Source organism: Variovorax sp. dw_308, from assembly GCF_019207085.1.
GTDB lineage: Bacteria > Pseudomonadota > Gammaproteobacteria > Burkholderiales > Burkholderiaceae_C > Variovorax.
On sequence record NZ_JAATOM010000001.1, the window covers coordinates 423,858 to 447,469 of the forward strand.

Genomic DNA, 23,612 nt, shown 5'->3' on the forward strand with positions numbered 1-23,612 from the left:
CTTTCTGAGGTTTATTGATTGGGTTGCGCTCGTGGGTGCGGGGTGAACTCAGCGGAGGTTTGCGTTGGTCACCGCCGAGCGATGGCCGCTTGCGAGCTGTTTTTCGTCGGACTCGGACAACCCAAGGCTGGACGCTCGCCGCATGTCTGCCTCGACATGGCGCGCCGTGACGAACCAGGCCCAGCTCGCGATGAAACCGAACACGCCGGTCACCGCCAGGCCCATCGCCAGCCCCTGGTAGCCGCCGGCGAGGCGGTCGGAAATCGCGCCCACAAGAAGCGGTCCCCAGGCGCCGCCGAGCATGAACAGCGCCACCATCGCCGCACCCCAGGAAAGCCCCTTGAGGTGTGGCGGCACCACGTCCTGGCTGGTGGCCGCGACGGCAGGGAAGGCCATGCCGACGAAGATGCTGTGCAGCGGCATCATGGCCGCGCAGAACATCATCAGCGGCTTGTTGCTCAGATCCAGCCCCGCAAGCAACACCAGCAACATGAACACGGCGGCGATGGCGATGCTGGCCGAAGCGAGGCGCATGCGCCCGCCGGGAACGCGCTGGTGCCAGCGATCGGCCAGCACGCCGCCCAGGATCGGGCCGGCCAAGCCAAAGATCGTGACCACGCCCATCACGAGGCCGGCCTTGTCCTCCTTGATGTCGTAAGCGCGCATCAGCAGTGACGGAAACCAGGTACCGACCGAGACCTGCAGCACCGCGAACATGCCCAGCCCGAAGTACATCCAGCGAAGCGTGGGCACCGACAGCAGCAGCTTCAGATTGGCGAGGATGCTGCCGTGGGAGCGCGCCTGCCCGGCATCTCGTTCGAGCCGGTAGTCCTGCATGAAGAACGCCAGCACCCCGAGCACGATGCCCGGTACGGCGAACACCACGAAAGGTGTGCGCCAGCCGCCGTGGTGCGCCGACAGGTAGCCCCCGACGATCACCCCGAGGATGACGCCCACCGTGATGAAGAGGTTGAAGACGCCGAGCTTGCGAGCCCGTTGCGACTCGGGATACGACGCCGAAACAAGCGCGGTGCCGCCAGGCGCATAGCCCGCCTCGCCGATGCCGACGCCCAGCCGCGTCAGCAGCATGGATTCAAAGCCACCCGCAAAGCCGGTCGCCAGGGTGAAGCCGCTCCAGGCCAGCGCCATCAAGCCGATCATCTTCTTGCGGCTCCAGGCATCGACCAAATGCGCCACCGGCAAGGTGCACACGATGATGCCGAGAAAGTAGGCCGTGTTGACCGCGCCGATCTGCGAATCGGTCAGCCCGAGATCGCGCTTGATGGACTGCAGCACGACCGCCATCACTTGCCAGTCGGCGTAGGCCACTGCGTTCAGCAGCGAGCAGATGACCAGCACATAGGTGGCGCGCGGGCCGCCTATCTTGAAGTTTTTGCTTTCTTGGATGCGCATGTCTCGTCTTTCTTGTCTGGCGTGGGGCAGGGGAGCCAGCAAGCAGCTGGCGGCTTGATGGTCGCCGGTGCGGGCAACCCAGGGCTTGACGCCGCGCGACGAATATTTGACATTTCACGACACATGTCCAACAGTGTTCGCGCCGCGAGTTTGCGTGGCTTCAGTGAATTGGTGCGAAGCCTTGGCGGCGATCCCGCGGCCATGTTGCGCAGCCAGAAGCTGCCGGAAAAGTTGCTGGGCGACGATGAATTGCTGGTGCCCGCGTTCAAGCTGGCGCGGCTGTTGGAGGCCACCGCACGCGAGCTCGAATGTCCGGGTTTCGGTTTGCGATTGGCCCAGGCGCAGGACATGGGCATCCTCGGGCCGATTGCGGTAGCCATCCAGAACTCACCCACGCTCGGCGAAGCCTTGAAGATCGCATCGCGCTACATGTACGTGCACAACCAGGGACTGGCGATCACGCTTGTCACCGACGGGAGTGCGGGCGCGAGTTTCGCCGAACTGCGCTATGAGACGTCCGGCATGCATTTACCCGAGTCCCGGCAGGCGTTCGAATTGATGCTGTGCGGTGGTCACCGCATCCTGGCGCTGCTCGGCGGGGATCGCTACCGGCTGGAGGCCGTGCACTTTCCGCATGCTCCGGTCGCCAGCGCGTCGGCTTACCGGCATGCGTTCGGCATCGCACCGCGCTTCAACCAACCCAGCGCTTCGTTGATCGTGCCGCGCAAGCTGTTCGATGCAGCGTTGCCGCAGGCCAATGCGACGTTGCGCAACCTGGCGACCCACTATCTCGAAAGCACCTTCGATGCCCCGCAGAAAAGCATGCGCACACGCGTGCAGCTCGCAATTGCGCGCACGCTGGGCACGTCGCAATGCGCGCTGGAAGGCGTCGCGGCGATGCTGGCCCTGCACCCTCGCACACTGCAGCGCCAGCTGAGTCTGGAAGGCGTGCGTTTTGCCGACGTGCGCGACGCCGTGTTGCGCGAAGCGGCGCTTCGCTACCTTGCCGGCCCCTTGCCGCTGGTACAGGTCTGCGAGCAGTTGGGACTGTCGGAGCAATCGGCGCTGACGCGATCGTGCAAGCGCTGGTTTGGCGAGACGCCGCTCGCCATCCGGCGGCGAGAGCAGATGGTCGCGGGCGCCTCCAAAGCACCAGGTGCTTGAAGACGCCACTGCGCAAACGTATAACCGCGTGACACGGACCACTCGGTCCAAAGGAACTTTGCGTGCGCAATGACAAGAAGATCTACATCCCGTCCAGTCCACTGCCTGCCCCGCGCACCGGCCTGTTGACCCCGTTCGATCCAGGGACCCGAATCCTGAAGGCGGGCTTCCAGATCGCGCCTGCGTTCCGGCCCATCCCGGTGGACATCCTGTTCGAGAAGGATGTTCCGTTGAAGCTGCGCGACGGCGTGACCGTTCACGTTGATGTCTTTCGTCCGCTTGGATCGGAAAAAGTGCCCGTCATCGTGGCCTACAGCCCCTATGGCAAGGGGCAGGGCACTTCTGCCAGCGTCATGGGTGTGTTCGGTCTCGTCGGCCTGAACAACAACGTGGTCTCCGGCCTCGCGAAGTTCGAGGCGCCCGATCCAGCCTTCTGGGTGGCACAGGGCTATGCGATCTGCAACCCCGACATCCGCGGCGTGGTCGATTCAGAAGGTGACTCCGTGATCTGGGACCGGCAGGACGGCCGTGACGGCCACGACATCGTCGAGTGGCTGGCCGAGCAGGCGTGGTGCAACGGCAAGGTCGGCATGAGCGGAACTTCCTACCTTGCCGTGTCGCAATGGTTCACTGCGGCCGAGCAGCCTGCGCACCTGGCGGCCATCAATCCGTGGGAGGGGGTCAGCGACGTGTATCGCGACCTCGTCATGCGCGGAGGCATGCCCGATGTGGGCTTCGCACGACAACTGCAGGAGGGCAGCTTCTTCGGCAAGAACCTGAAGGAGGACCTTCTTGCGGAGGTTGAAAAATATCCGCTAATCAACGATCTGTGGGAAAACAAGATCCCCGAGTTCGACCGGATCACGGTTCCCGCCTACGTGGTCGCCAGCTACTCGAACACCCTTCACACCGCAGGAACTTTCCGCGCCTGGAGGCGCATCGCTTCGAACGACAAGTGGCTGCGCATCCACAACGGCCAGGAGTGGCCGGACTATTACGACGAGCGCAATCGGGCTGACCTGTTGCGCTTCTTCGACCGCTACCTGAAGAACGTGGAGAACGATTGGGAGCAGACGCCGCCCGTGCGATACAGCGTGCTCGACCTGGAGGGCGGTGATCGCGTCGATCTCCCCGCGGCCCGGTTCCCACCGACGGATGTCGTTCCGACCAGGTTCTATCTCGACGGCCGCTCGCGCACATTGACCCTGGATGCGCCCGCCGCCGAGTTCCACGCTTCCTACGCCGAGGCGTCCAATCCCAACGCAGTGTCGTTCCTCACGCGTTTTGACGAGGAGACAGTGATCGTCGGCTATCCGAAGGCGCACCTGTGGGTCGAGGCGCGGGATGCCGATGACATGGACCTCTTCGTGCTGGTGCAGAAGCTGGACAAGTACGGCACGCCACTCCAGGCATTCACCGTTCCCAACCAGAGCGCGATGGCACACGATCTCACCGACCATGGCGCCACCATCCTGCGGTACAAGGGATCGGATGGACGCCTGCGCGTCTCCGCCCGTCACCTGGACGAGAAGCTGGCCACCGGCGATGTGCCTGCGCACAGCTTCGACCGGGTGGAGAAACTCAGCCCCGGGCAGATCGTGGACATCGAGATCGACCTGATGCCGATGGGCCTCGCGTTCTACCCCGGCCAGCAGTTGCGCTTCATCGTCAGTTCCCGCAATCTCCTGGGCACCCTGATGCCAGCGATCGAGGAGTATGTGGGCGCCAACAGCGGCCAGCACGTCATACACACCGGAGGAGGGTACGCGTCATATCTCCAGTTGCCGGTCAAGGCTCGGAAGTAGGCCGATTGCCGCGCGCCGCGAGGGCTTGATCGGAGCCTCTTCAGCCCTGGATGGCCATGCGGATGCGCCGCTCCTGGATGCGCCAGCCCGACGAAGTGCGGCTGAAGCGGTCGTGGTACTCCACCACCGATGGCGGACCTTTCGCGATGCAGGGACCTGTTTCTGCGCTGCCCTGGAAGAACAGGACGTAGCAGAAGCCGGTGGCCTCGTCCGCGCCGTCGTCGAAATGCACTCGGATGTTGGTGCACAGGTGCCGGGTCGTCATGCCCGTCGGCCGCGCGTCGAGGAAGCCCTCGATCGCGGCGCGGCCGGCGAACACCGTCCCCATGCGATCCAGCGACCCGTCCTGCGTGAACAGATCGAGTACCTCGGGATAGCGCCGCGCATCGAGGTGGTTCGCGAAGTCGACGCACAGGCGCGCGCAGGCGGCCTCGTCCTCGATGCGGGTTGGTTGGGTTTGATCGCTGTTCATGTCATGGGTTTTCAATGCCCAGCCGCTCAGCCCAACATCGAGCCGCGAATTTCCGAGACGGGCAGATGCTCGGTGCGCGTCAACAGCGCCGCTTCGCTTTCGCCGGCACGCAAGCGGGCCAGGAAGACCTCGGGATCGAACTCGACGCCGATCGGATTGAGTTCGAAGTTCGGGCCGTACATGAACGCGTTGGCCTCGTCGTTCGAGGTGTAGCTGTCCGCCTGGAACTCCATCTGGTTGCCGTCCGGGTCGGCGTAGTAGAGCGAGACCGTGATGCCGTGGTGGATGCACCAATACGGCAACACGCCCGACGCCTTCAATTCGGCGTATTTCTCGAACAGTTCGGCGAGCGAGCGGTAGCCGTAGGCCACGTGGTCCATCCCGGGCTGGCCGCGCGGAGAGCGCGCCTCGGACTCCCCGACGATGATGCCCATGTTGAGCAAGGCCACGCGATGGTGCTCGTCGTCGTAGGTGACGAAGGCGATGACCGGACTTTGGTATTGAACCTTGCCGTCGAACACCTTCACGTACCACGCCAGCATCTGCTGGAAGCGGTAAGTGCGGTAGACGACGTGCGCGAAGCTCGTGGGTCGGATTGACATGTTGATCCTCTTTGAGTGACTCACACCAGTGGCGTGACGAAGGTGTCGACGCCGAGCAGTGCCTTGCCGTACACCTCGGCGGCGATCAGGGGCGATGCCACGGCATGCCGGGCGCCGGTGTTCGAATCGCGCCAGAAACGCTGCATCGGGCTCGATTCCGCAAAGGATCCCGCGCCGTGCGCCGTGACCAGGATGTTGAGTGCCTCCACGATCTGCGTGATGGCATGGCCCGTGTCGGCACGCACCCTGGCCCGCGCGACGAAGTCCGGATAGTTGCCCTCGGCCGCGAAGCGCTCGATGTCTTCCGCCGCCCGGTACGCATGCAGATGCGCCGTGTCGATCTTCATGGCCGCTTCGGCAATCTGCATCTGGAAGGCCACCGATTCCGACTGCTTGCCGTACACGGTGTATGCGATGTTGCGCTTGCCGGCCATGTCGATGACATATTTCAGCGCGGCGGTGCCCATGCCCAGCTGCGGACCCACCAGGATCAAGGCTGCGACCGGTACGAAGGCGCTGCGGTAGAGCGGCTCCTCCTTGAACTCGCTCGCGTAGTCGCCACCGATGGCCCGCTGGATCGAATACATGCGATGGTCGGGCACGAAGATCTCGTCGGCCACCAGGCAGTTGCTTCCGCTGCCTCGCATCCCGACGGTATGCCAGGTGTCCTCGATGCGCAGTTCGCTCATCGGCACGTAGGCCAGGAACTGGTCGGTGACTTCGCCTTTCTCGTTCTGCTCGGTCAAGCCGATCAAGCCCCAGTCGGCGTGCAGGCAACCCGATGCGTAGTACCACTTGCCGGAGACCACCAGGCCGCCATCGACCGCGCGCCGGTGCGTCTGCGAACTCGGCGTGAAGACGCCTGCCACGCGGGCCAGCGGATTGGCGCCGAAGATCTCGTCCTGCGCCCGGCCCGGAAGCAGGGAGGCGAACCAGGTGCACACGCCGATCAGGTTGACCACCCACGAACTCGAGGGGCAGTATTCCGCGATCGCCGCGGTGACGTCGAGGTGCGTTCGCACGCCCGCTTCGTAGCCACCGTATCGCCGCGGCTGCAGCGTGCGGAACAGGCCCGCCTCGCTCAGGGCCAGGATGTTTTCCTCGACGACGCGACGGTCTTTTTCGGTCTGCGCTGCATTCTTCTGCAGCAGCGGTTTCAGCGCATGGGCGCGGCGGACGAGTTCCGCACGCAGGTCTGTGACTTCAGGATCGGGATGGAGATGGGACATGTTGTTTCCTTCAGGGTGAGATGGCATTCACCAGCCATCGGTGGATTGCCACTGAACAGCGGGCTTCGCGTGGGTGTGCACCTGGCGGTAGTTGCCGCCGTAGAAGATGAGCGGACTGGCATCGGTGCCATGGCTCAGATGCTCGATTTCGCCGATGTAGAGCAGGTGGTCGCCGGCCGCATGGATGTCGACGACGCGGGCCACGATGTGCGCCAGGCTGCCATCGATCAGCGGCGTGCCGGCCGAGTGCACGAACGGGATCGGTATCCCCTCGACGGGCCGGCCGCCGAAGTGCGAGCTCAGGTCCTGCTGGCTCTCGGCCAATAGATTCACGCCATAACGGCTGCCGTGCCGCACGTGTGCAGTGAACTGGGAGTTTCTCCGCACGGACACCAGCACCAGGGGAGGCTCGAGGGACACCGACAGAAAGGCATTGGCGGTCATGCCCGCCGGCAGGCCCTCCCGGTGATAGCTCACCACGGTCACGCCGGTGGCGAAACGCCCCATGACCGAGCGAAAGAGGCTGGGTTCGATGGAGTTCATCGTGCGTTGCTCCGAGTCGGGAAGGGTGGGGGCCATGGACGAATTCTTGATCTTTGGCGGCGACGCTTCCATGCCTGCTTTCCGCAAGTCAGAATGCCGAATCGTCAAGATGTCAGCTTGGCATCGAAGCGTCAGGAGACACCTCATGCAGGCATCGCCCACAGCGTCGCGCCTTGGAGCCGGCGACAACGATCACCGTGTGCAGAGCGCGCTGCGCAAACGCGAGCGCACCCGCAAACGCATCCTCGAGGCGACCGTGCGGGTGTTCGTGCGCCGGGGCGACGACATGCCCGTCATCGAGGACGTGGTGCGCGAGGCAGGGATCTCGCGCGGCACGTTCTACCAGCACTTTCCTTCGCTCGACGATGCGCTGCGGGCTGCCAGCACCGGGATGAACGAACGCATGATCGCGGAGATCCTTCCGCTCTACGACTGCCTGAAGGAGCCTTGGCAACGCGCGGCGGTTGGCTTTCGGCTGTTCCTCATTCGCGCGTGGCGGGACCCCGACTGGGCGGCGTTCGTCACGCGCATGGATGCGTGGCCGCGCGACTCTCTGGTGGCTATCTACATGGCGCGCGACCTGGAGCGCGGCAGGGTCTTGGGCCAGTTCCACATCGACGATGCGCAGACGGCCTGCGACTTCCTGATGGGCGCCTCTGCCGGAGGCATCCAGGGCGTGCGCAGCGGCGTGGCGGATCCGCATGCGTACATGGACATCTCCGTCAGGATGGCGCTCCAGTCCCTGGGTTGCAGCACCGAACTGCGCGAACGCGGTGTCGAGTTCTCACGGCGGCACCTGGACGAATGGATCAGCGGGCAGCGGCTGGCCTGGACGCCGCTGGCAGGTTCTGGTCGAGAGGATCACGAGATTGAAGATGAAGCCTAGAGGATCCGGCGACCGCTCTTGTAGCCAGCCCTGCGGTTCAAAAGCCATCAAGGCCGAGCCGAGGGCAAGGGCAGGGCGGTCTTGTAGCGCACCTGCTTGAGCGCAAAGCTCGAGCGGATCTTCTCGATACCCGGGATGGGCGTGAGCTGTTCCAGGATGAACTTCTCCAGCGCCCCGATGTCGGCCAGTTGCACGCGGATCAGATAGTCGCTGTCGCCGGTCATGAGGTAGCACTCCATCACCTCGTCATGCTCGGCGATGCGCTGCTCGAAGGTGGCGAGCGATGCCTTGCTCTGCGTCGTCAGGCTGATGGAGATGAAGACGTTGAGCCCCAGTCCCAGTGCCGCGGCGTTGGCGATGGCGACGTAGCGGTCGATCACGCCGGCGCCTTCGAGCGCCTTCACGCGTGCAAGGCACGGTGAGGGCGAGAGGTGCACGCGGCGCGCGAGGTCGACATTCGAGAGTGCGCCATTGCGCTGCAGTTCGTCGAGTATGCGGATGTCGAGGCTATCTAGCTTCATGGATGCCGTGATTGCTTTGTTGCGCGGCAGTTTATGCTGCACAAGCACCCGGTTACAAGGCTGCACAGCAACACATTTGGCCCCGACCGCTCTAAAGTGCTCTCCATGAATGCCCTCTCAGCGCCCCACCTCGCAGCGCTTTCCAGCGCCATCGATCCCGACCCCCAGGAAACCGCCGAATGGCGCGATGCCTTCGCCGCGCTGGTCGCCGCGAACGGCCCGGTGCGCGCGCGGCAGATGCTCGACGAACTGGCGCGCATGGCGCGCGACGAGCGCATCGGCTGGGCGCCGGAGTTGTGCACGCCCTACGTCAATACGATCGCGGTTGACGCGCAGCCCGCCTTTCCCGGCGACCTCGCAGTGGAGGAGCGACTGGCGTCGCTGATGCGCTGGAACGCACTCGCGATGGTGGTGCGGGCCAATCATTCCTATGGCGAACTGGGCGGCCACATCGCCAGCTACGCCAGCGCGGCCGACCTCTTCGAGACGGGCTTCAACCACTTCTTCCACGCGAGGGACGTGGGCCACGGCGGCGACCTCGTGTTCTTCCAGCCGCACAGCGCACCGGGCGTGTATGCGCGGGCCTTTCTCGAAGGGCGCCTGAGCGAAGACGACCTCTCACACTACCGCCAGGAACTCACCGCGCCGGCCTTCACGACAGGCGAGGGCGCGCGCGGCCTGTCGAGCTATCCGCATCCCTACCTGATGCCCGACTTCTGGCAGTTCCCGACCGGCTCGATGGGGATCGGCCCGATCAGCTCGATCTACCACGCGCGCTTCATGCGCTACCTCACGCACCGCAACCTGCTCGACTGCGGCGCGCGCAAGGTGTGGGGTGTGTTCGGCGACGGCGAGATGGACGAGCCCGAGTCGATGAGCGCCCTGACCCTGGCCGCACGCGAGAAGCTCGACAACCTGGTGTGGGTGGTCAACTGCAACCTGCAGCGCCTGGACGGCCCGGTGCGCGGCAACGGCCGCATCATCGACGAGCTGGAGAAGCTCTTCGCAGGCGCAGGCTGGAACGTCATCAAGCTGGTGTGGGGCAGCGACTGGGACGGCCTGTTCGCGCGCGACACTACGGGCGCGCTGGCGCGTGCCTTCGCCAACACGGTCGACGGTCAGATGCAGACCTTCGCCGCGAAGGACGGCCGCTTCAACCGCGACACCTTCTTCGGCCAGAACGAGGAACTCGCGCGCCTCGCGCAAGGCATGACCGACGAGCAGATCGACCGCCTGAAGCGCGGCGGCCACGACCTCGTGAAGATCCACGCGGCCTATGCCGCGGCCGCCGCCCATCAAGGCCAGCCGACCGTGATCCTCGCCCACACCAAGAAGGGCTACGGCATGGGCGCAGGGCAGGGCAAGATGACCACGCACTCGCACAAGAAGTTCGAGAGCGCGGACCTCATCGGCTTCCGCAACCGTTTCAACCTGCCGCTCACCGACGAGCAGGCCACGTCGTTGGCCTTCTACAAGCCGGCCGACGACAGCTTGGAAATGCAGTACCTGAAGTCGCATCGACAAGCGCTCGGCGGAGCGATGCCGCGGCGCGAGACGGCTTGCGACGTCGTGCCCAAGCCCGAGCTCGCCGCTTACGCCAAGTTCGCCATCGAAGCCGAAGGCAAGGACATGAGCACGACGATGGCCTTCGTGCGCATCCTCGGCAACCTGTTGAAGGACAAGGCACTCGGCCCGCGCGTCGTGCCCATCGTGGCCGACGAGGCGCGCACCTTCGGCATGGCCAACCTGTTCAAGCAGGTGGGCATCTATTCGAGCGTGGGCCAGCGCTATTCACCGGAAGACATCGACACCATCCTGAGCTACCGCGAAGCCACCGACGGGCAGATCCTGGAGGAGGGCATCAGCGAGGCTGGCGCCATCGCGAGCTGGACGGCGGCGGCCACGAGCTACAGCGTGCATGGTCTCGCGATGCTGCCCTTCTACATCTACTACTCGATGTTCGGCTTCCAGCGCGTGGGCGATGCGATCTGGGCCGCCGCCGATCAACGCTCGCGCGGCTTCCTGCTCGGCGCCACGTCTGGCCGCACCACGCTCGGCGGAGAGGGCTTGCAGCATCAAGATGGCACCAGCCACCTCGTCGCCGCGACCATCCCCAACTGCAAGGCCTACGACCCGGCCTTCGCGGGCGAGATGGCGCTGATCATCGATGCGGGCATCCGCGAGATGATGGTCGAGCAGCAGGACGTTTTCTATTACGTCACGCTGATGAACGAGAACTACGCGCAGCCGAGCCTGCCGCAGGAGGTGCATGGTGATGTGTTGCGCGGTTGCTATCGCTTCGGGCGCTTCCCTGCCGACGCCACGTCAACGCAGGTGACGCTGCTGGGCTCCGGCGCGATCCTCACCGAGGTCATCAAGGCCGCGCAGCAACTCGCGTCGGAAGGGATCGCCACCGAGGTGATCAGTGTCACGAGCTGGAGTGAACTGGCCCGCGACGGCGCGGCGTGCGAGCGAGCCGAACTGCGCGGCGAGGCCGGTAGCGTGCCGTTCATCGCGCAGCAGCTTGCGCAAGGCAACGGTCCGGTCATCGCCGCGACCGACTACGTGCGCGCCGTGCCGGAAAGCGTGCGCGCGTATCTGCCGGAAGGCCGCCGCTACCTCACGCTCGGCACCGACGACTTCGGTCGCAGCGACACGCGCGCGGCGCTGCGCGATTTCTTCGGGGTGGATGCGGCGAGCATCGTGAAGGCGGCGCGGCATGCGCTGCGTCCAGTCGGCTGACAGTCAATCAGCGCCCCATTGGGCGATCTCCTGGTCGATGACCTTCTCGAAGCAGTCGAAATACGGGTAGCGCAATCGCAGCAGATCCTCGACATCGCCTGGTCGGGGGAATGCGTACTCCCGCTCCGAGACGGCAGCCACCGTCTGAAAGGAGCGACACTCGCCCGAGTGGTACGCCTCCTCCCATCCGCAGCGTCCTTCGAACAACAGCCGAAGTACCCGGCCGCTGACGATCGACGTCATGGTGGCCCGCGTGTCGTTCCCATCCACTCGCTCTCCGGTGCGCCCCAGGTCCCAATGCACGAAGCAATTGAAGTCGTCGAAGCAGACGATCAACTGGTACAACACCTTCCAGCCGCGCAAACGCTGCAGTGCTGAAGACTTGTCTTCCCAGTTGGCTCGTACGAAGCGGTCGAGGTCCTCGATGACATCCTCGATCCCGCATGCGCGTGCATCGCGCTCGCGAATGTTCCTGTAAAGGCTTGCGAACGGATCGACGGGGCAGTAGGCCACGCGTTGGTCTTCGTCATCGGAACTCGACGAGGCGATCGGACTGCCTTGCCGGCGAATAACCGGTTCTTCCCCTTCGAAGACGATTTCGTCGCCCGGCGCCATGCCTTCCAGCTGTACCGGTGCATGCGGCCATGCGGCGGCCAGGTCGTCCATGAAACGATCGCGTGCCACCGGAAATGCCTGCCTGTTCATCCAGTCGCCGCCCGAGGTGTACCTGAAGCCACACGCACCCGGAACCAGCATCCTGGCATTGCTTGAACGGGCGCGGGCCAGCAGATCGAAGTAGTCGCGATGCGGAAATCCTGTCTCTTCATTGAGTTGGAACTTGAGCTCCATCAGCGGCTGCCATGGACTGATGACGACGTCCAGGCGCCCATGAATCGCATTGACCCGTTGCGCCGTGCGCGCGCTCACTTGCGTGTCGACTTGATTCCACACGGCATTCACCGAGTCTGAAACCACGAACCCCAGTTCCGGCACCTTGTTGTCCGATGGTGTCGCGAGCAGGCTTGTCCTGCCGAACCGCACGGGTTGCCAGTCACCCAATGCCCGGACGCTCCTGAAGCCGAGTCTGCGCAGCGTGTCTGCCAGCAGCGTGTCTTGCGGACAGAGGACTTGAGCCTCTCTCGACAATGCAGCCAGCGAGCGCAAATCGAAGTGATCGGAATGCCTGTGCGAGACGACAACGACCTGCACGTCCCGAAGCGCATCGATATTCACCGAGCGGGAAGGGTGGACCTCATAACAATCGGCTTGGTTGGGATCGAAGAGAAGCGGATCGAACAGGATCCGGACGTCTGCGGTTTCGAGGAGCCAGCACGCGTGTCCGACCAATACGAGCTTCATACGCGATTGTTGGTTTGAGCGGGTGCCGCTAGTATCCATTGCAATCCCAACCCGGTCATCTGCACGCTCTGCATCTGCCCATGTTTCTCGACGCACGCAAGGCCGACTGTCCGTTGAACCGCGCAACGCAGTTCGCCGTCGTCGGCGCCGGCCCGGCAGGCATCACGATCGCAAGAGAACTCGCAAGCGTCGGCCCGGTGCTCCTGATCGAGAGCGGTGGCCTCAAGAACTGCGACGACGTGAACGCACTCTCGCAAGGCGAGTCCGTCGGTTGGGACTACTCGTTGACCGACTCGCGGGCGCGGGGCTTCGGTGGATCTTCCAGCCTGTGGGCGGGGTGGTGCGCCGTGTTGGACGACCATGATTTCGTGCGGCGTGAATGGGTGCCTGAAAGTGGTTGGCCCATCGAGGCCGCGCAACTGGCGCCTTTCTATGCGCGTGCCGCTTCGGTGGTCAACCTGGATCGCGCGGATTTCGATGCACATAGCGTGGCGGGCAAGGCGGTCGATCTGCCCTTCGACGCCACCTTGGTCACACCTTCGGTCTGGCGCTTTGGCACGTCCATCGCGCGCTTCGGCGCACAGTTTCGGGACGCGTTCGAAGCCTCGAAGAGCTTGACCGCGCTCGTGCATGCAAGCGTTGCTGACATCCAGTTGAGCCGGGATGGCACCAAGGTCCTTGAGTTGCTCGTGCGGACGCTCGACGGCCGCGAGGGCCGCGTGGCGGCGGATGTCGTTGTCCTGGCTTGCGGAGGCATCGAGACGCCGCGGCTCCTGCTCAATGCCAACGGGCACCATCCCGCGGGCATCGGCAACGAGACCGGGCTCGTCGGACGCTTCTTCATGGAGCATCCGCACGAAGCAGTCCACGCGCTCGAACTGACGCATGCAGACTGGTTTGAGCATTCGCTCCACCAATCGAACGGGATCGGTGGGCAGCAATTCATGCTGGCACTGGGACTCACGACCCGGGCCCAGCAAACGGAGAAGATCCTGAATGCTCGCGCGCATGTCTACAGGACACCCGACATGCCCAGCAGTGAACCGCCGCGTCTGGGATTGTTCATGGAGCAGGCCCCCAATCCGAACAGCGCATTGCAACTATCCGATTCGCGCGATGCCATCGGCTTGCGCCGCGTCCGGCTGGACTGGCAGCTCGACTCGCTCGACCAGCGAAGCTACGACATCACGTGCCGGTTGCTGGCGGAAGAGTTTGCGCGATGCGGTGCCGGGCACCTCTCGCCTGGACGGCCTTCGGGATCGACTTCGCGCGGGCGCACGTTCATCCCCACCAATCACCACATCGGTACCACGCGAATGTCCGCGACCAGCACAGAAGGTGTCGTAGATAGCGACTGCCGTGTACATGGCATCGACAACCTATATATCGCCGGCAGCAGTGTGTTCCCCACCAGCAGTTGGGCGAATCCAACCTTCACACTGATTGCGCTCGCGCTCCGCCTCGCGGATCATCTGGGCTCTTTGGTGACGCACGCCGCAAGGGAACGAGACCATGGCTGAGGGCTTTTCGCATGTGGGTCTGTCGACCCACGACATGGAGGCGACGATCCGCTTCTACAGTCGCACATTGAGGTTCGCCTGCAAGGCCGACGAGAAGATCCACATCCGCGAAGGCGGCACCATGCGCCAGGTTTCGTTCGACGTGGGCGACGGCCAATATCTCGTATTCATGGAAGCCAAGGGCGTCCGCGGTATCCCCGACAACTACGACACCGGCATCAACGGCGCGCTCGGTGTTCCGGCAGGCATGTATCACGTCGCTCTCAGGGTCTCGACACTCGATGCCCTGGAGCAACGGCGTTCGGAGCTTGTGAATCTCGGGGTGGACACCTCGTCGGTGATCGACCTCGGCCACGCACGCTCGATCTTCTTCCACGACCCCAATGGAATCCAGCTCGAAATCTCGTGCCCTGTCCGCGCTTTCGACGAGACGGATCTCGGCCGTGAATCCGAGGCATCGATCGCGTAAGCGCGTTGTGCGCCGTCACGCCGTGGGTGTCGGGTGCGCCGGGGAAATGCTTCGCTCGATGTCTTGCAGCATGACCCGCGCAAAGGTCTTGACGTGCACGAAGCACTCGGGTGTTTCAGTCGCCTCGAAGGTTCCGAATCGGTTGTGCTTCACGAGGTTGTAGCCACCGGGACAGACCGACGCAAATTCGCAACTCGACTCGCAGGCCCGATGGCTGCGCTCGAAATCGTCGGCGATGCGCTGTAGCTTGGGGGACCGGGCGATGTCTTCGAGTTCCTGAGACAGGAGGTTGCCCACCGTCAGGCCACGTCCATCGCCATAGATGTCCTTGCAGCCGTCTTCCGCCAGCCCGGCGTAGAAGGTCGAGACATTGCCGGCAATGTCGATGTTGAGCGTCTTGAATGGTCGACTCAAGGTGCGCGCAGTGCGTTGCGCCGCGCCCTCCGCGTCAGCAAGCAAATGCTCGAAGAAGCTGCTGAAATTCCGAACGACCAGCGCATCGTCGGTGCTTCGAATCTCCGATAGCAAGCTCTCCAGGAAACGCTCGTACTTCCCGGCATAGCGTGCTGTCCACGCGGGCGAGGGAGCGTTTCCAGTAAATTCGTCGAGCAGGTTGAAATGAAACTCGCCGATACGGCCGGCATACGGCCGGAAGAAGTTCAGGAACTCCCTGGGGTATGCCAAGCCTTTTTCCGACACGACCGCGATGATGTCGAAGACGATGTCGTTCGCGCGCAGCATATCCATGCCGCGTACCGTCTGGCGATGCGTCGGCTTGCCCGCCCACGTGTGGCGATGCGCGTCATGAAGGAAATCCGGGCCGTCGCAACTGACGCCGACGCCGAGCACGTCGCGGTAGTCCTTGAAGAACTCGCACCAGGACGCATCGATCAGCGTTCCGTTGGTCTGGATGTCAAACCGTACCCGGAGCCCGTGTGGAAGTAACTGCTTCTTCAGGCCAAGGATTCGATCGATGGCACGGCGGTAGTAGTCGGGCGGCAAGACCAGCGGCTCGCCCGAATGCCAGCTGACATGCAGGGTTTCGCCCACGTAGGGGCTTGCGAGGATGCGTGAGAAGACGGACTCGATGGCTTCGAGCGACATTGAGCCGCGCTGCTTGCGGCTTGACTCCGACAGATAGCAATAGCTGCAATTGAGATTGCAGAACGACGTGCCTTGCAGGACGATCAGTTCGATGGGGCCGAACGAACCGTGCATCTCCTGCTCAAGCCTTCACTCGAGCGATTCGCGCACGCTGCGCTCGCGCGGGGGGCAGCATACGCGTGAAGCGAAATGCGGGCGACGCAAATTCACCTCTTCATCATCGGGCCCCAGGACGCCTTTGGCGTGCTGGGGGCACCGGAGGCCTTGAGGCTCTGCAAGGGTTTGTAGTTGTCCAGTTGTCCGCGCTCGAAGGCTGCTTTGGCCAGCGCAATCGACAATGAAAGCGGCGTCACGATTCGACCTTGGGTTTCCATCTGGGTAACTCCTGTGCAAGTCGGAAGGATGAGGGAGAAGAAGACGTGGTGTGGGCAGCCCACGCCTCAAATTACCCGAATCGTTCTGGTAGGTCAAACGTTCTAAAGTAATAGTTCACTCCCTGTCGCGCCACCAGCGTGCGAGAAACGGGCGGCATTGATTGCACACAGGAGGGTTGGATGCGCCGTCTTGACGACACCCTGCGTGAGGCTCGACGCCTCTGCATGCCGTATTGGCAAAGTGACCAGCGTTGGCCGGCCTGCGCCCTGCTGTTTTCGATCGTGGTGCTGAACCTCCTGCTCGTTGCCATATCAGTGCTCCTGACCTACTGGCAGCGCGAGTTCTACAACGCCCTGGAAGCAAAGGACTGGGACCAGTTCCTCGGACTGCTGCTGCTGGGTCGCCAGATGCCCACTGGCGGATTCATGCCGGGCTTCTCGACGATCCTGATCGTCTCGGTGCTCGTCACCGTCTACGCGCTGTACCTGCGGCAGTTGCTGCAGATCAACTGGCGCAGATGGATGACGGATCGCTATGTGGGCCAGTGGCTGGCAGACCATACCTATTTCAGGATGGGACTTGAACAGACGGGCACCGACAACCCGGATCAGCGCATCGCGGAAGACATACGCCTGTTTGTCGACAACACGCTGCTGCTTGGCACCGGCCTGATGCGGGCCGTTGCGACGCTGCTGTGCTTCGTCGTCCTGCTGTGGTCGATCTCCGGGGACATCGTCGTCGCGGGCGTCACCGTCCACGGCTATCTGGTGTGGGTCGCACTGGCCTACGCGGTCCTCGGCACCGGCCTGTCGCACCTGATTGGCAGGCGGCTCTCGCCCCTGCACTTCCAGCAGCAGAAGGCCGAGGCGGACCTGCGGTTCGGCTTGATGAGGCTTTCGGAGAACGCGGAAGGTATTGCCCTGCATGGTGGAGAGGCCGCAGAGAAGCGCGAACTCGATGGCCGACTCGGCGCGGTCGTGTCGAATTGGCGCGAGATCATGGTCTTGACCAGACGGCTGACCTTCATGACGTCCGGCTACGGTCAGGTGGTGCTGGTCTTTCCGCTCGCGGTAACGGCACCGGCCTACTTCGCCGGACGGATGGCATTGGGGGGCATCTTCCAGGCGAGCAATGCCTTCGTGCAGGTGCAGGCTGGGTTGGCCTGGGTTGTCGACAACTATGCCGCGGTCACGGAGTGGCTGGCGACAGTCGATCGGCTGGCTGGATTCCAGCGTGCGATGCGGGACAGCCGGCGCCCGGGCATCGCGGTGGAAGTCTGCCGGGATGACTCAGAGCGGATCACCCTGACCAACACGGACATCGACCTGCCGGACGGGCGACGCGTGCTGAGAGACGTCAATCTGACGTTCGTTCGCGGCGACCACTTGCTGATCCAGGGCCCGAGCGGTTCTGGCAAGTCCTGCCTGTTCAAGATCCTTGCAGGAATCTGGCCCTACGGCGGCGGTAAGTTGACCTGCGGAAAGGGCACGGCGCTCTTCCTGCCTCAGCGGCCCTACATGCCGCTTGGCAAGCTCAAGCACGCTGTGTGTTATCCGCTGCCCGAAGCGGAGATACCGGATGACGCCGTGGCCAAGGCATTGGAGGACGTCGGTTTGCATCACCTGAAGGAAGAAATGCACCGGATCGATGCGTGGGAACGCCGACTTTCTGGCGGGGAGGTTCAGCGACTTGCGATTGCGCGAGCGCTTGTGGTGCAACCGGATTGGCTGTTTCTGGACGAGGCGACGTCGGCGCTGGACGAGGCGGATGAGCGTGCGATCTACAAACTCCTCCGGATGCGGCTGGCCGACGCCACGTTGACGTCCATTGCCCATCGTAGAAGCGTGCATCCCTTCCATGGGCGAATGCTTCGCGTGGACAGCGGTCGGATTGTGGCGGCGAGCCCGTAGTCGCGCCTTGCAGATTTCCTGCTGGTTCGAACGCCGTTTCGTCCTCTCTTTCAGCAACGCGAGTACTTGCCGGAATCGAGTGGTTCGCGTCAAGATGTTTGCCGCTGTGGCTCGCCATCCGCGAAGTTGATCAAAGGTCTCACACTAGTTCAATCACAAGCTATGAACTCACCACCACCACCACCACCGCCGCCAGGTCAGCAAGTTTTCATAAGCTATTCGAGAGCCGATGGTAAGTGTGCCGAGGCACTGAAAACTTACCTTAAGGGTGCGAATTTCACTGTTTTTGTGGATACGCAGATGCGGGGAAGCAAGCCATTTTCCCCGATGCTCGAGGCAAAAATTGACTCCGCACTCGCCGTGGTGGTTCTGTGGTCAAAAGAGTCGGTGAGGTCTCGCTGGGTTCGCGCAGAAGCGCACGAGGGACTCCTCGATGAAAAAGTCGTTTCCGTCGTAATTCAGGTTGACTGTAAGCTGCCAATGGAATTCCGAACCCTGAATTACTTTGATCTCGCGGGCTGGGATCTCAAGTCCAAAACTCCGCAACTGGAAGCAGTCGTTGAAAGCATTGCCGAATTGTGCCAGACCGAGGCATATGAAATGCGTGGTGGACTCAGGGGAATCGATGACGGACAGCTTGAAGAAAATCAGAGAATATTTCACGAATTTTTACTAGCAGACAGTTCGAAATCGTTGCCGCAGTTGCCGACGGACCTCCTGCAGCTTGCGGGTAGAGCGTTCAACGAAAGGGTAACTGATTTGCGCAGCTATCTTGTCAAACGAGTTGCAAAATGGTGCTCTCCAAATAATGGAGATTTGAGCCGTCTTTTCGTCGAGCTTCGGTTCAAGGCAGATAAGTTTCGTGGTCTGCCAGAGCCCGATTATGAGGACTTGGCTGCACTGCTGGAAGCGCAGCCCGATGCGGATGCCTGGATGCTGATGGGGGAGCCCGGAGGCGGAAAATCCACTGCATTGCAACACCACGAATTGCGCACGGCGACAGAAGGATTGCGGGCCATTGAGAAAAGAGAGAAGCCGAAGGAGTTGTGCTTTTGGGTGTCGCTTTCCTCGTATACATTAGCCGATCCGGAGCCAAACGAGTGGCTCAAGTATCTCTGGAAAGAAGAAACCAAAAATAGCTTTCTCGGCTGGGATGAAGCGTGCCACTGGGCGCAAATCCGTATCTTGGCGGACGGCTTGAATGAAATAAGTCCGAATGACAAGGCTTCACGCGCTAAAGCCATGGGGCGTTGGGCAAAGTGGGCTGCCGACTTGAGCAACTCATCCAATGGCCGCCTCGCTCCGGTTTTCAGCGTGCGAACACTGGAAATCGGCGAAGGACTGCGTGGAAAAAAACTAGTACCTCGTCCTATACGTCTCGCTGAGTGGAGCGACGAGCAAATTGACAAGTATTGCCAAAAACGTGAAGCAGGCGCAGTATTGAGCGCACTACATAAGCCAGGGACAGACAAGCTCCGTGAGATGTGTCGGGTGCCGTTCAATTTGCACGCACAGTGCGAGCTGCACGAAGCGACGGGGCGGCTCGCTGTTGATCTCGGTGAACAATTGAGCGGCATTGTCTGGTTGCGCCTGCATCGTGAGTTGAATGACAGACCAGACGGGGCATTAAGGGCCGAGGGTTTGTTAAGCCAGGACGAACTCGAGTTCGCCGTTCGCCCCGACCGTCCGTGGAAATATGACCTTCGTGCTACTCCGGAAGATGGTTGGCTCTTGAGGGGCTTTGACGCGCACGCGGAGTCCCTTATTCGCTCGTCGAAGGAGGGAGGGGTCGATCCGTATAAGTTCAGCCAGAGGGAGATGCTCTTGCAGTTGGCCGAGGTGTTGCGCCAAGCTAACGCGTCACCCCATGACGAGGCGCCTTTCGATCTTGCTGTCACGGAGCCTCCGCATCCCCGTGTTTTGTTGCAGGCAGCAAAGGCATTGGGATTCATCCACGGATGGAGCCCCCCGGACGAGAAGGATGGCAGTGAGGGCACCTTTCTCGAATACCGACACCCCCTGTGGCATGAGTTCTTCGTCGGGCGAAATCTGAGAAACCGTCTGGTGAAAAATGAAAGTCCGGACAATCCGAAATTGATTTTCCCAGCTCCTGAGCTTGTGCCTTTCCACGACGTTTGGGCTGCCCTGGAAACGAACGAACCCCTTCCAGCACCTGCGCTAAGTACCTGGGAAGAGGCTGTCAAAATTGCTGTGCAATTGAGCGGCAATCCGATAGATTGGATTCGCCACCTGAGTGCGACCAATCTAGCTCTGGCTGGACGCGCCGCGGCTGCGTCGCTGGCGCGTCTCAACAGCAAGCGAGAGTGGTCGGAACAACTGGTTCCCCTTCGCGCGGCGCTTCTGACCCGGAGTGGCGATGTCACGGTCGACTTGCGGCAACGCATCGAGGCAGGCCAGATTCTTGGTCAACTGGGAGATCCACGTTATCTGGAAGGACAAACCAAGGAGGAAGTGCGCTTCAAAATGCCGACGAAGTGGATTCGCATCGAAGCTGGCGTGTATCGCATTGGCGTGCGTGGCGATCAGCCTGATGAGAAACCTGTTACCGATGTCGGCATCGAGGCGTTTGAAATGGCATTTGCACCGGTTACCAACTCCGAGTACCGTTGTTTCGTCGATGATGGCGGTTACAACTGCGAACATTGGTGGGGGAGCGGCCGGGAATTGGAGTGGTGGAAAGATGGATTACGTGACAACGAAGAGGTAAAAGAATGGCGAAATATTTTCCGCAAAGCGCGCGATGATCTCGGGGGCACGCTCGCGCGCGTGCCTTGCACTGCGTCTCAACGCGGGTGGCTCAAAGCGAACGCTGAAAAAGATAATGACGCAATCGAGAGACTACTGGAATCACGATGGGGCGCCCACGCGTACCGCCTGCCTCAAGAGTGGGCGAACGCAGCATTCAACCAGCCTTCACAGCCGGTTGTCGGCATCAGCCTGTTTGAAGCCAATGCCTACTGCCGATGGCTTTCCGCGCAAAGTGAACAGAATATCGTGCTGCCCACTGAGGCCCAATGGGAGGCCGCCGCACGTGGCAAGAAAGGGCGCAAATGGCCGTGGGGCAGTGCGAAAGTCAAGCCCTGTCAAATTAATGGCGATTATTCCCATTTGCGCTGCACAAGTCCTGTGGGAGTCTTCGCTACCGCCGATACCCCGAACGGCTTGACCGACATGGCAGGAAATGTCTTGGAGTGGACGTGCAGCGAATACGCACCAGTTCTGGATGCCAGCAAACTTGGTGGAGCCGCAACCGATCAATGTGACCGACTGTCCGTACGCGGCGGTTCATGGTTTCACCTCGACAAGTTCAGTCGCGCCGGATTTCGCGGCGGTCAGTTTCCAGGCCATCGCAATGAGTTCCTGGGATTTCGAGTGATTCGCAAACTGACAGGTTGAGTCCGGGGCGTTGACGCAGCGAGTGCAGGCCAGGTCCTTCTGGTGCGCGCCTGTGAGTTACCTTGTCGCGAATACGCGTTGGTTCATGCGATGGCCCAGTTTCCGCCATGCGGCTTGATGCGTCTACGCTCCCTCAAGTCACCGGCGCCGGATTGAACAACACCAGCGCGTTGTGCAGCTTCCAGTGCTCGGTCCAGGTCTTCTTGCGACCGCTGGCCACGTCCAGCATCAGCTGGAACATCTCCCACCCCACGTCCGCGATGGTCTTCTCCCCCGTGGCGATGGTGCCCGCGTTGATGTTCATCAGGTCCTGCCAGTGGTGTGGCAGGTCAGCCCGCGTGGGCCACCTTGATGATCGGCAGGCTAGGCCGTACAGCGTGCCGCGGCCCTTCGTAAACACATGCAGATTCATGCCCGCAGCGTGTCGCAGATGAAGTCGCTCGCCGACGTGGCCACATGTCCCTTCTGCTCCAGCTTCTCGCCTGGAGAAATGTCGCCAGAGATCGGCGAGCTGCCCGACTTCACGATCGCGAGCCTATCGCCTTCTCAACGATGTTCGACAACCCGTCCTTCTTGTTGACCGGCGTGGTGTCCCTGAGCGGTTGCGGCTGCCTCTCGTCGTCGACAAGCGGGCCTGCGCTACAGCTGAAACACGAGCCCGTGCGCCTGAAACCCGAGCGCAACGCAGGCCCCGCACGATCGGCTCTCACTGACAGCAACCCCATCGTCCACTGACAGGAGCCGCTTCCATGCACTCACTCCAAGCACTCATGCGCAGCCGCGGCAGCGCCGCCCTTTGCGTCCTCCTGCTGGCGGGATGCGGAGATTCGAAACCACATGCGCCCGTGGCACAGGCGCCCGAAGTGGAGGTGGTCGCCGTGCACCGGCAGCCAGTGCCGATCACCACCGAGTTGCCGGGCCGCACCTCGGCCTACCTGGTGGCGCAGGTGCGCGCGCGGGTCGACGGCATCGTACTGAAGCGCGAGTTCGAGGAGGGCTCGGACGTCAAGGCGAACCAGTCGCTCTACCGCATCGATCCGGCGCCCTACCGCGCCGCGCTCGACGGCGCGCTGGCCTCGCTGCAGAACGCGCAGGCCAGCCTGGTTTCGGCCAACGCGTTGGCGCAGCGCGACCGGCAACTCATCGACGCCAACGCGGTGAGCAAGCAGGACCTGGACAACGCGGTCGCCGCGCAGGGCGAGGCGCAAGCCGCGGTCGCCTCCGGCAAGGCAGCAGTCGAGGCTGCGCGCATCAACCTGGCCTACACCGACGTGGTCTCGCCGATCAGCGGCCGCGTCGGCATCTCGCAGGTGACGCAGGGCGCCTACGTGCAGGGCAGCACCGCGACGCTGCTGTCCACCGTGCAGCAAGTGGACCCCATCTACGTGGACCTGAACCGCTCCAGCCTGGCCGGGCTGCAATGGCGGCGCGACCTCGCCTCCGGCAAGCTGAAGCTCGACGGCGCCGACGCGGCGAAGGTGCAACTCACGCTGGAAGACGGCACCCGGTACCCGCAGCCGGGCAAGCTCGAGTTCAGCGACATCACGGTCGATGCCGGCACCGGCTCGGTAACGGTGCGCGCGGTCTTCCCGAATCCGGAGCATGTGCTGCTGCCGGGCATGTTCGTGCGCGCCAGCATCGACCAGGGCGTGGACGACGCCGCGCTGCTGGTGCCGCAGGTCGGCGTGACCCACGATCCGAAGGGCCAGGCGACGGTGTTCGTCGTCGGTCCGGACAACAAGGTCGCGCTGCGCACGGTGCAGGCGACGCGCACCATCGGCGACCGTTGGGTCGTCGACGGCGGCCTGGTCGATGGTGAGAAAGTGATCGTGGCGGGACTGCAGAAGGTGCGGGACGGCGCGCTGGTGCGGCCGGTGGAAACGGCCCCGGAGGGCGCGCCCGGCGCACCCCTCGCGTCGCTGGCGCCACCGGCGGCCCTCACGCCGCTGGCGCCGGTGAAGGTCGCAGCTGCGGGCAGCGCGGCCGTCCACCCCGTCGTCGCCTCCAGCGCCAACCAGGAGTGATCCGCCATGCCAGGTTCTTCATCGCGCGGCCGATCTTCGCGATCGTGCTCGCCGTCC

Annotated in this window: 18 protein-coding genes and 1 pseudogene; 9 read left to right on the top strand and 10 right to left on the bottom strand. The window is 62.9% G+C overall.

Annotated elements, in window-relative coordinates; genetic code table 11:
- Positions 1-48 precede the first annotated feature (48 nt).
- The gene (locus HCU76_RS01910; protein ID WP_218508277.1) at positions 49-1,413 is read right to left on the bottom strand and encodes an MFS transporter; all 1,365 of its coding nucleotides are present in this window, start codon (positions 1,411-1,413) and stop codon (positions 49-51) included.
- On the opposite strand from HCU76_RS01910, the gene HCU76_RS01915 reads away from it, so the two are divergent.
- Both HCU76_RS01915 and HCU76_RS01920 read left to right on the top strand, forming a co-directional pair.
- The gene (locus HCU76_RS01915; RefSeq protein ID WP_218508278.1) at positions 1,309-2,577 is read left to right on the top strand and encodes an AraC family transcriptional regulator; all 1,269 of its coding nucleotides are present in this window, start codon (positions 1,309-1,311) and stop codon (positions 2,575-2,577) included. The genes HCU76_RS01910 and HCU76_RS01915 overlap by 105 nt on opposite strands.
- Before the next feature lie 62 nt (positions 2,578-2,639).
- The gene (locus tag HCU76_RS01920) at positions 2,640-4,382 is read left to right on the top strand and encodes a CocE/NonD family hydrolase (RefSeq protein ID WP_218508279.1); all 1,743 of its coding nucleotides are present in this window, start codon (positions 2,640-2,642) and stop codon (positions 4,380-4,382) included.
- 40 nt (positions 4,383-4,422) lie between these two features.
- Here the strand turns inward: HCU76_RS01920 and HCU76_RS01925 are convergent, their stop codons facing one another.
- From HCU76_RS01925 to HCU76_RS01940, 4 genes are read right to left on the bottom strand one after another with little or no spacing between them, the layout of a single operon-like run.
- Positions 4,423-4,854, bottom strand: a complete 432-nt coding sequence (locus tag HCU76_RS01925; RefSeq protein ID WP_218508280.1) for a nuclear transport factor 2 family protein — start codon at positions 4,852-4,854, stop codon at positions 4,423-4,425.
- Positions 4,855-4,880: 26 nt separating this feature from the next.
- Positions 4,881-5,456: a VOC family protein gene (locus tag HCU76_RS01930; RefSeq protein WP_218628210.1), complete on the bottom strand. Its 576-nt coding sequence runs from the start codon at positions 5,454-5,456 to the stop codon at positions 4,881-4,883.
- 20 nt (positions 5,457-5,476) lie between these two features.
- Complete coding sequence (locus HCU76_RS01935) at positions 5,477-6,685, bottom strand: hypothetical protein (RefSeq protein ID WP_218508281.1); 1,209 nt, start codon at positions 6,683-6,685, stop codon at positions 5,477-5,479.
- A 27-nt stretch (positions 6,686-6,712) separates the two neighbouring features.
- A complete protein-coding gene (locus tag HCU76_RS01940) occupies positions 6,713-7,228 on the bottom strand; it encodes a flavin reductase family protein (protein ID WP_256353916.1) in 516 nt (171 codons plus the stop codon).
- Between HCU76_RS01940 and HCU76_RS01945 the strand changes: the two genes are divergently transcribed.
- Complete coding sequence (locus tag HCU76_RS01945) at positions 7,218-8,114, top strand: TetR/AcrR family transcriptional regulator (RefSeq protein WP_256353917.1); 897 nt, start codon at positions 7,218-7,220, stop codon at positions 8,112-8,114. The genes HCU76_RS01940 and HCU76_RS01945 overlap by 11 nt on opposite strands.
- A 47-nt stretch (positions 8,115-8,161) precedes the next feature.
- Here HCU76_RS01945 and HCU76_RS01950 read toward each other — a convergent pair whose 3' ends face one another.
- Positions 8,162-8,635 (bottom strand): Lrp/AsnC family transcriptional regulator, encoded by a 474-nt coding sequence (locus HCU76_RS01950; protein ID WP_218508284.1) that lies wholly within the window; start codon positions 8,633-8,635, stop codon positions 8,162-8,164.
- Positions 8,636-8,740: 105 nt separating this feature from the next.
- Here HCU76_RS01950 and mdeB point away from each other — a divergent pair, with 105 nt between their 5' ends.
- Complete coding sequence (mdeB, locus tag HCU76_RS01955; RefSeq protein WP_218508285.1) at positions 8,741-11,377, top strand: alpha-ketoglutarate dehydrogenase; 2,637 nt, start codon at positions 8,741-8,743, stop codon at positions 11,375-11,377.
- A 3-nt stretch (positions 11,378-11,380) separates the two neighbouring features.
- Here mdeB and HCU76_RS01960 read toward each other — a convergent pair whose 3' ends face one another.
- Entirely contained in the window at positions 11,381-12,736 is a 1,356-nt protein-coding gene (locus HCU76_RS01960; RefSeq protein WP_218508286.1) for an MBL fold metallo-hydrolase, read from the bottom strand.
- An 80-nt stretch (positions 12,737-12,816) separates the two neighbouring features.
- Between HCU76_RS01960 and HCU76_RS01965 the strand changes: the two genes are divergently transcribed.
- Both HCU76_RS01965 and HCU76_RS01970 read left to right on the top strand, forming a co-directional pair.
- Positions 12,817-14,256 carry a GMC oxidoreductase gene (locus HCU76_RS01965; RefSeq protein WP_218508287.1) on the top strand — a complete coding sequence of 480 codons (1,440 nt, stop codon included), beginning with the start codon at positions 12,817-12,819 and terminating at the stop codon, positions 14,254-14,256.
- Positions 14,249-14,725, top strand: a complete 477-nt coding sequence (locus HCU76_RS01970; RefSeq protein ID WP_218508288.1) for a VOC family protein — start codon at positions 14,249-14,251, stop codon at positions 14,723-14,725. The genes HCU76_RS01965 and HCU76_RS01970 overlap by 8 nt, the downstream gene beginning before the upstream one ends.
- Positions 14,726-14,740: 15 nt before the next feature.
- Here the strand turns inward: HCU76_RS01970 and HCU76_RS01975 are convergent, their stop codons facing one another.
- Both HCU76_RS01975 and HCU76_RS01980 read right to left on the bottom strand, forming a co-directional pair.
- Entirely contained in the window at positions 14,741-15,943 is a 1,203-nt protein-coding gene (locus HCU76_RS01975) for a radical SAM protein (RefSeq protein ID WP_218508289.1), read from the bottom strand.
- A gap of 92 nt (positions 15,944-16,035) precedes the next feature.
- Complete coding sequence (locus tag HCU76_RS01980; RefSeq protein WP_218508290.1) at positions 16,036-16,203, bottom strand: hypothetical protein; 168 nt, start codon at positions 16,201-16,203, stop codon at positions 16,036-16,038.
- A gap of 180 nt (positions 16,204-16,383) precedes the next feature.
- Between HCU76_RS01980 and HCU76_RS01985 the strand changes: the two genes are divergently transcribed.
- Positions 16,384-18,114: an ABC transporter ATP-binding protein/permease gene (locus HCU76_RS01985; RefSeq protein WP_218508291.1), complete on the top strand. Its 1,731-nt coding sequence runs from the start codon at positions 16,384-16,386 to the stop codon at positions 18,112-18,114.
- A 162-nt stretch (positions 18,115-18,276) separates the two neighbouring features.
- Entirely contained in the window at positions 18,277-21,531 is a 3,255-nt protein-coding gene (locus HCU76_RS01990) for an SUMF1/EgtB/PvdO family nonheme iron enzyme (RefSeq protein ID WP_218508292.1), read from the top strand.
- A 133-nt stretch (positions 21,532-21,664) separates the two neighbouring features.
- Here HCU76_RS01990 and garD read toward each other — a convergent pair.
- A pseudogene (gene garD, locus HCU76_RS01995) lies at positions 21,665-22,124 on the bottom strand (galactarate dehydratase); the annotation flags it as partial.
- A gap of 156 nt (positions 22,125-22,280) precedes the next feature.
- Here garD and HCU76_RS02000 point away from each other — a divergent pair.
- Complete coding sequence (locus HCU76_RS02000) at positions 22,281-23,555, top strand: efflux RND transporter periplasmic adaptor subunit (protein WP_256353918.1); 1,275 nt, start codon at positions 22,281-22,283, stop codon at positions 23,553-23,555.
- Positions 23,556-23,612: the final 57 nt, after the last annotated feature.

What these genes read in the sequence shown, in the direction of transcription:
- HCU76_RS01910 (WP_218508277.1), bottom strand. Translation starts at nt 1,413, where the DNA reads ATGCGCATCCAAGAAAGCAAAAACTTCAAGATAGGCGGCCCGCGCGCC.
- HCU76_RS01925 (WP_218508280.1), bottom strand. Translation starts at nt 4,854, where the DNA reads ATGAACAGCGATCAAACCCAACCAACCCGCATCGAGGACGAGGCCGCC.
- HCU76_RS01930 (WP_218628210.1), bottom strand. Translation starts at nt 5,456, where the DNA reads ATGTCAATCCGACCCACGAGCTTCGCGCACGTCGTCTACCGCACTTAC.
- HCU76_RS01935 (WP_218508281.1), bottom strand. Translation starts at nt 6,685, where the DNA reads ATGTCCCATCTCCATCCCGATCCTGAAGTCACAGACCTGCGTGCGGAA.
- HCU76_RS01945 (WP_256353917.1), top strand. Translation starts at nt 7,218, where the DNA reads ATGGAGTTCATCGTGCGTTGCTCCGAGTCGGGAAGGGTGGGGGCCATG.
- HCU76_RS01940 (WP_256353916.1), bottom strand. Translation starts at nt 7,228, where the DNA reads ATGAACTCCATCGAACCCAGCCTCTTTCGCTCGGTCATGGGGCGTTTC.
- HCU76_RS01950 (WP_218508284.1), bottom strand. Translation starts at nt 8,635, where the DNA reads ATGAAGCTAGATAGCCTCGACATCCGCATACTCGACGAACTGCAGCGC.
- mdeB (WP_218508285.1), top strand. Translation starts at nt 8,741, where the DNA reads ATGAATGCCCTCTCAGCGCCCCACCTCGCAGCGCTTTCCAGCGCCATC.
- HCU76_RS01960 (WP_218508286.1), bottom strand. Translation starts at nt 12,736, where the DNA reads ATGAAGCTCGTATTGGTCGGACACGCGTGCTGGCTCCTCGAAACCGCA.
- HCU76_RS01965 (WP_218508287.1), top strand. Translation starts at nt 12,817, where the DNA reads ATGTTTCTCGACGCACGCAAGGCCGACTGTCCGTTGAACCGCGCAACG.
- HCU76_RS01970 (WP_218508288.1), top strand. Translation starts at nt 14,249, where the DNA reads ATGGCTGAGGGCTTTTCGCATGTGGGTCTGTCGACCCACGACATGGAG.
- HCU76_RS01975 (WP_218508289.1), bottom strand. Translation starts at nt 15,943, where the DNA reads ATGCACGGTTCGTTCGGCCCCATCGAACTGATCGTCCTGCAAGGCACG.
- HCU76_RS01980 (WP_218508290.1), bottom strand. Translation starts at nt 16,203, where the DNA reads ATGGAAACCCAAGGTCGAATCGTGACGCCGCTTTCATTGTCGATTGCG.
- HCU76_RS01985 (WP_218508291.1), top strand. Translation starts at nt 16,384, where the DNA reads ATGCGCCGTCTTGACGACACCCTGCGTGAGGCTCGACGCCTCTGCATG.
- HCU76_RS01990 (WP_218508292.1), top strand. Translation starts at nt 18,277, where the DNA reads ATGAACTCACCACCACCACCACCACCGCCGCCAGGTCAGCAAGTTTTC.
- HCU76_RS02000 (WP_256353918.1), top strand. Translation starts at nt 22,281, where the DNA reads ATGCACTCACTCCAAGCACTCATGCGCAGCCGCGGCAGCGCCGCCCTT.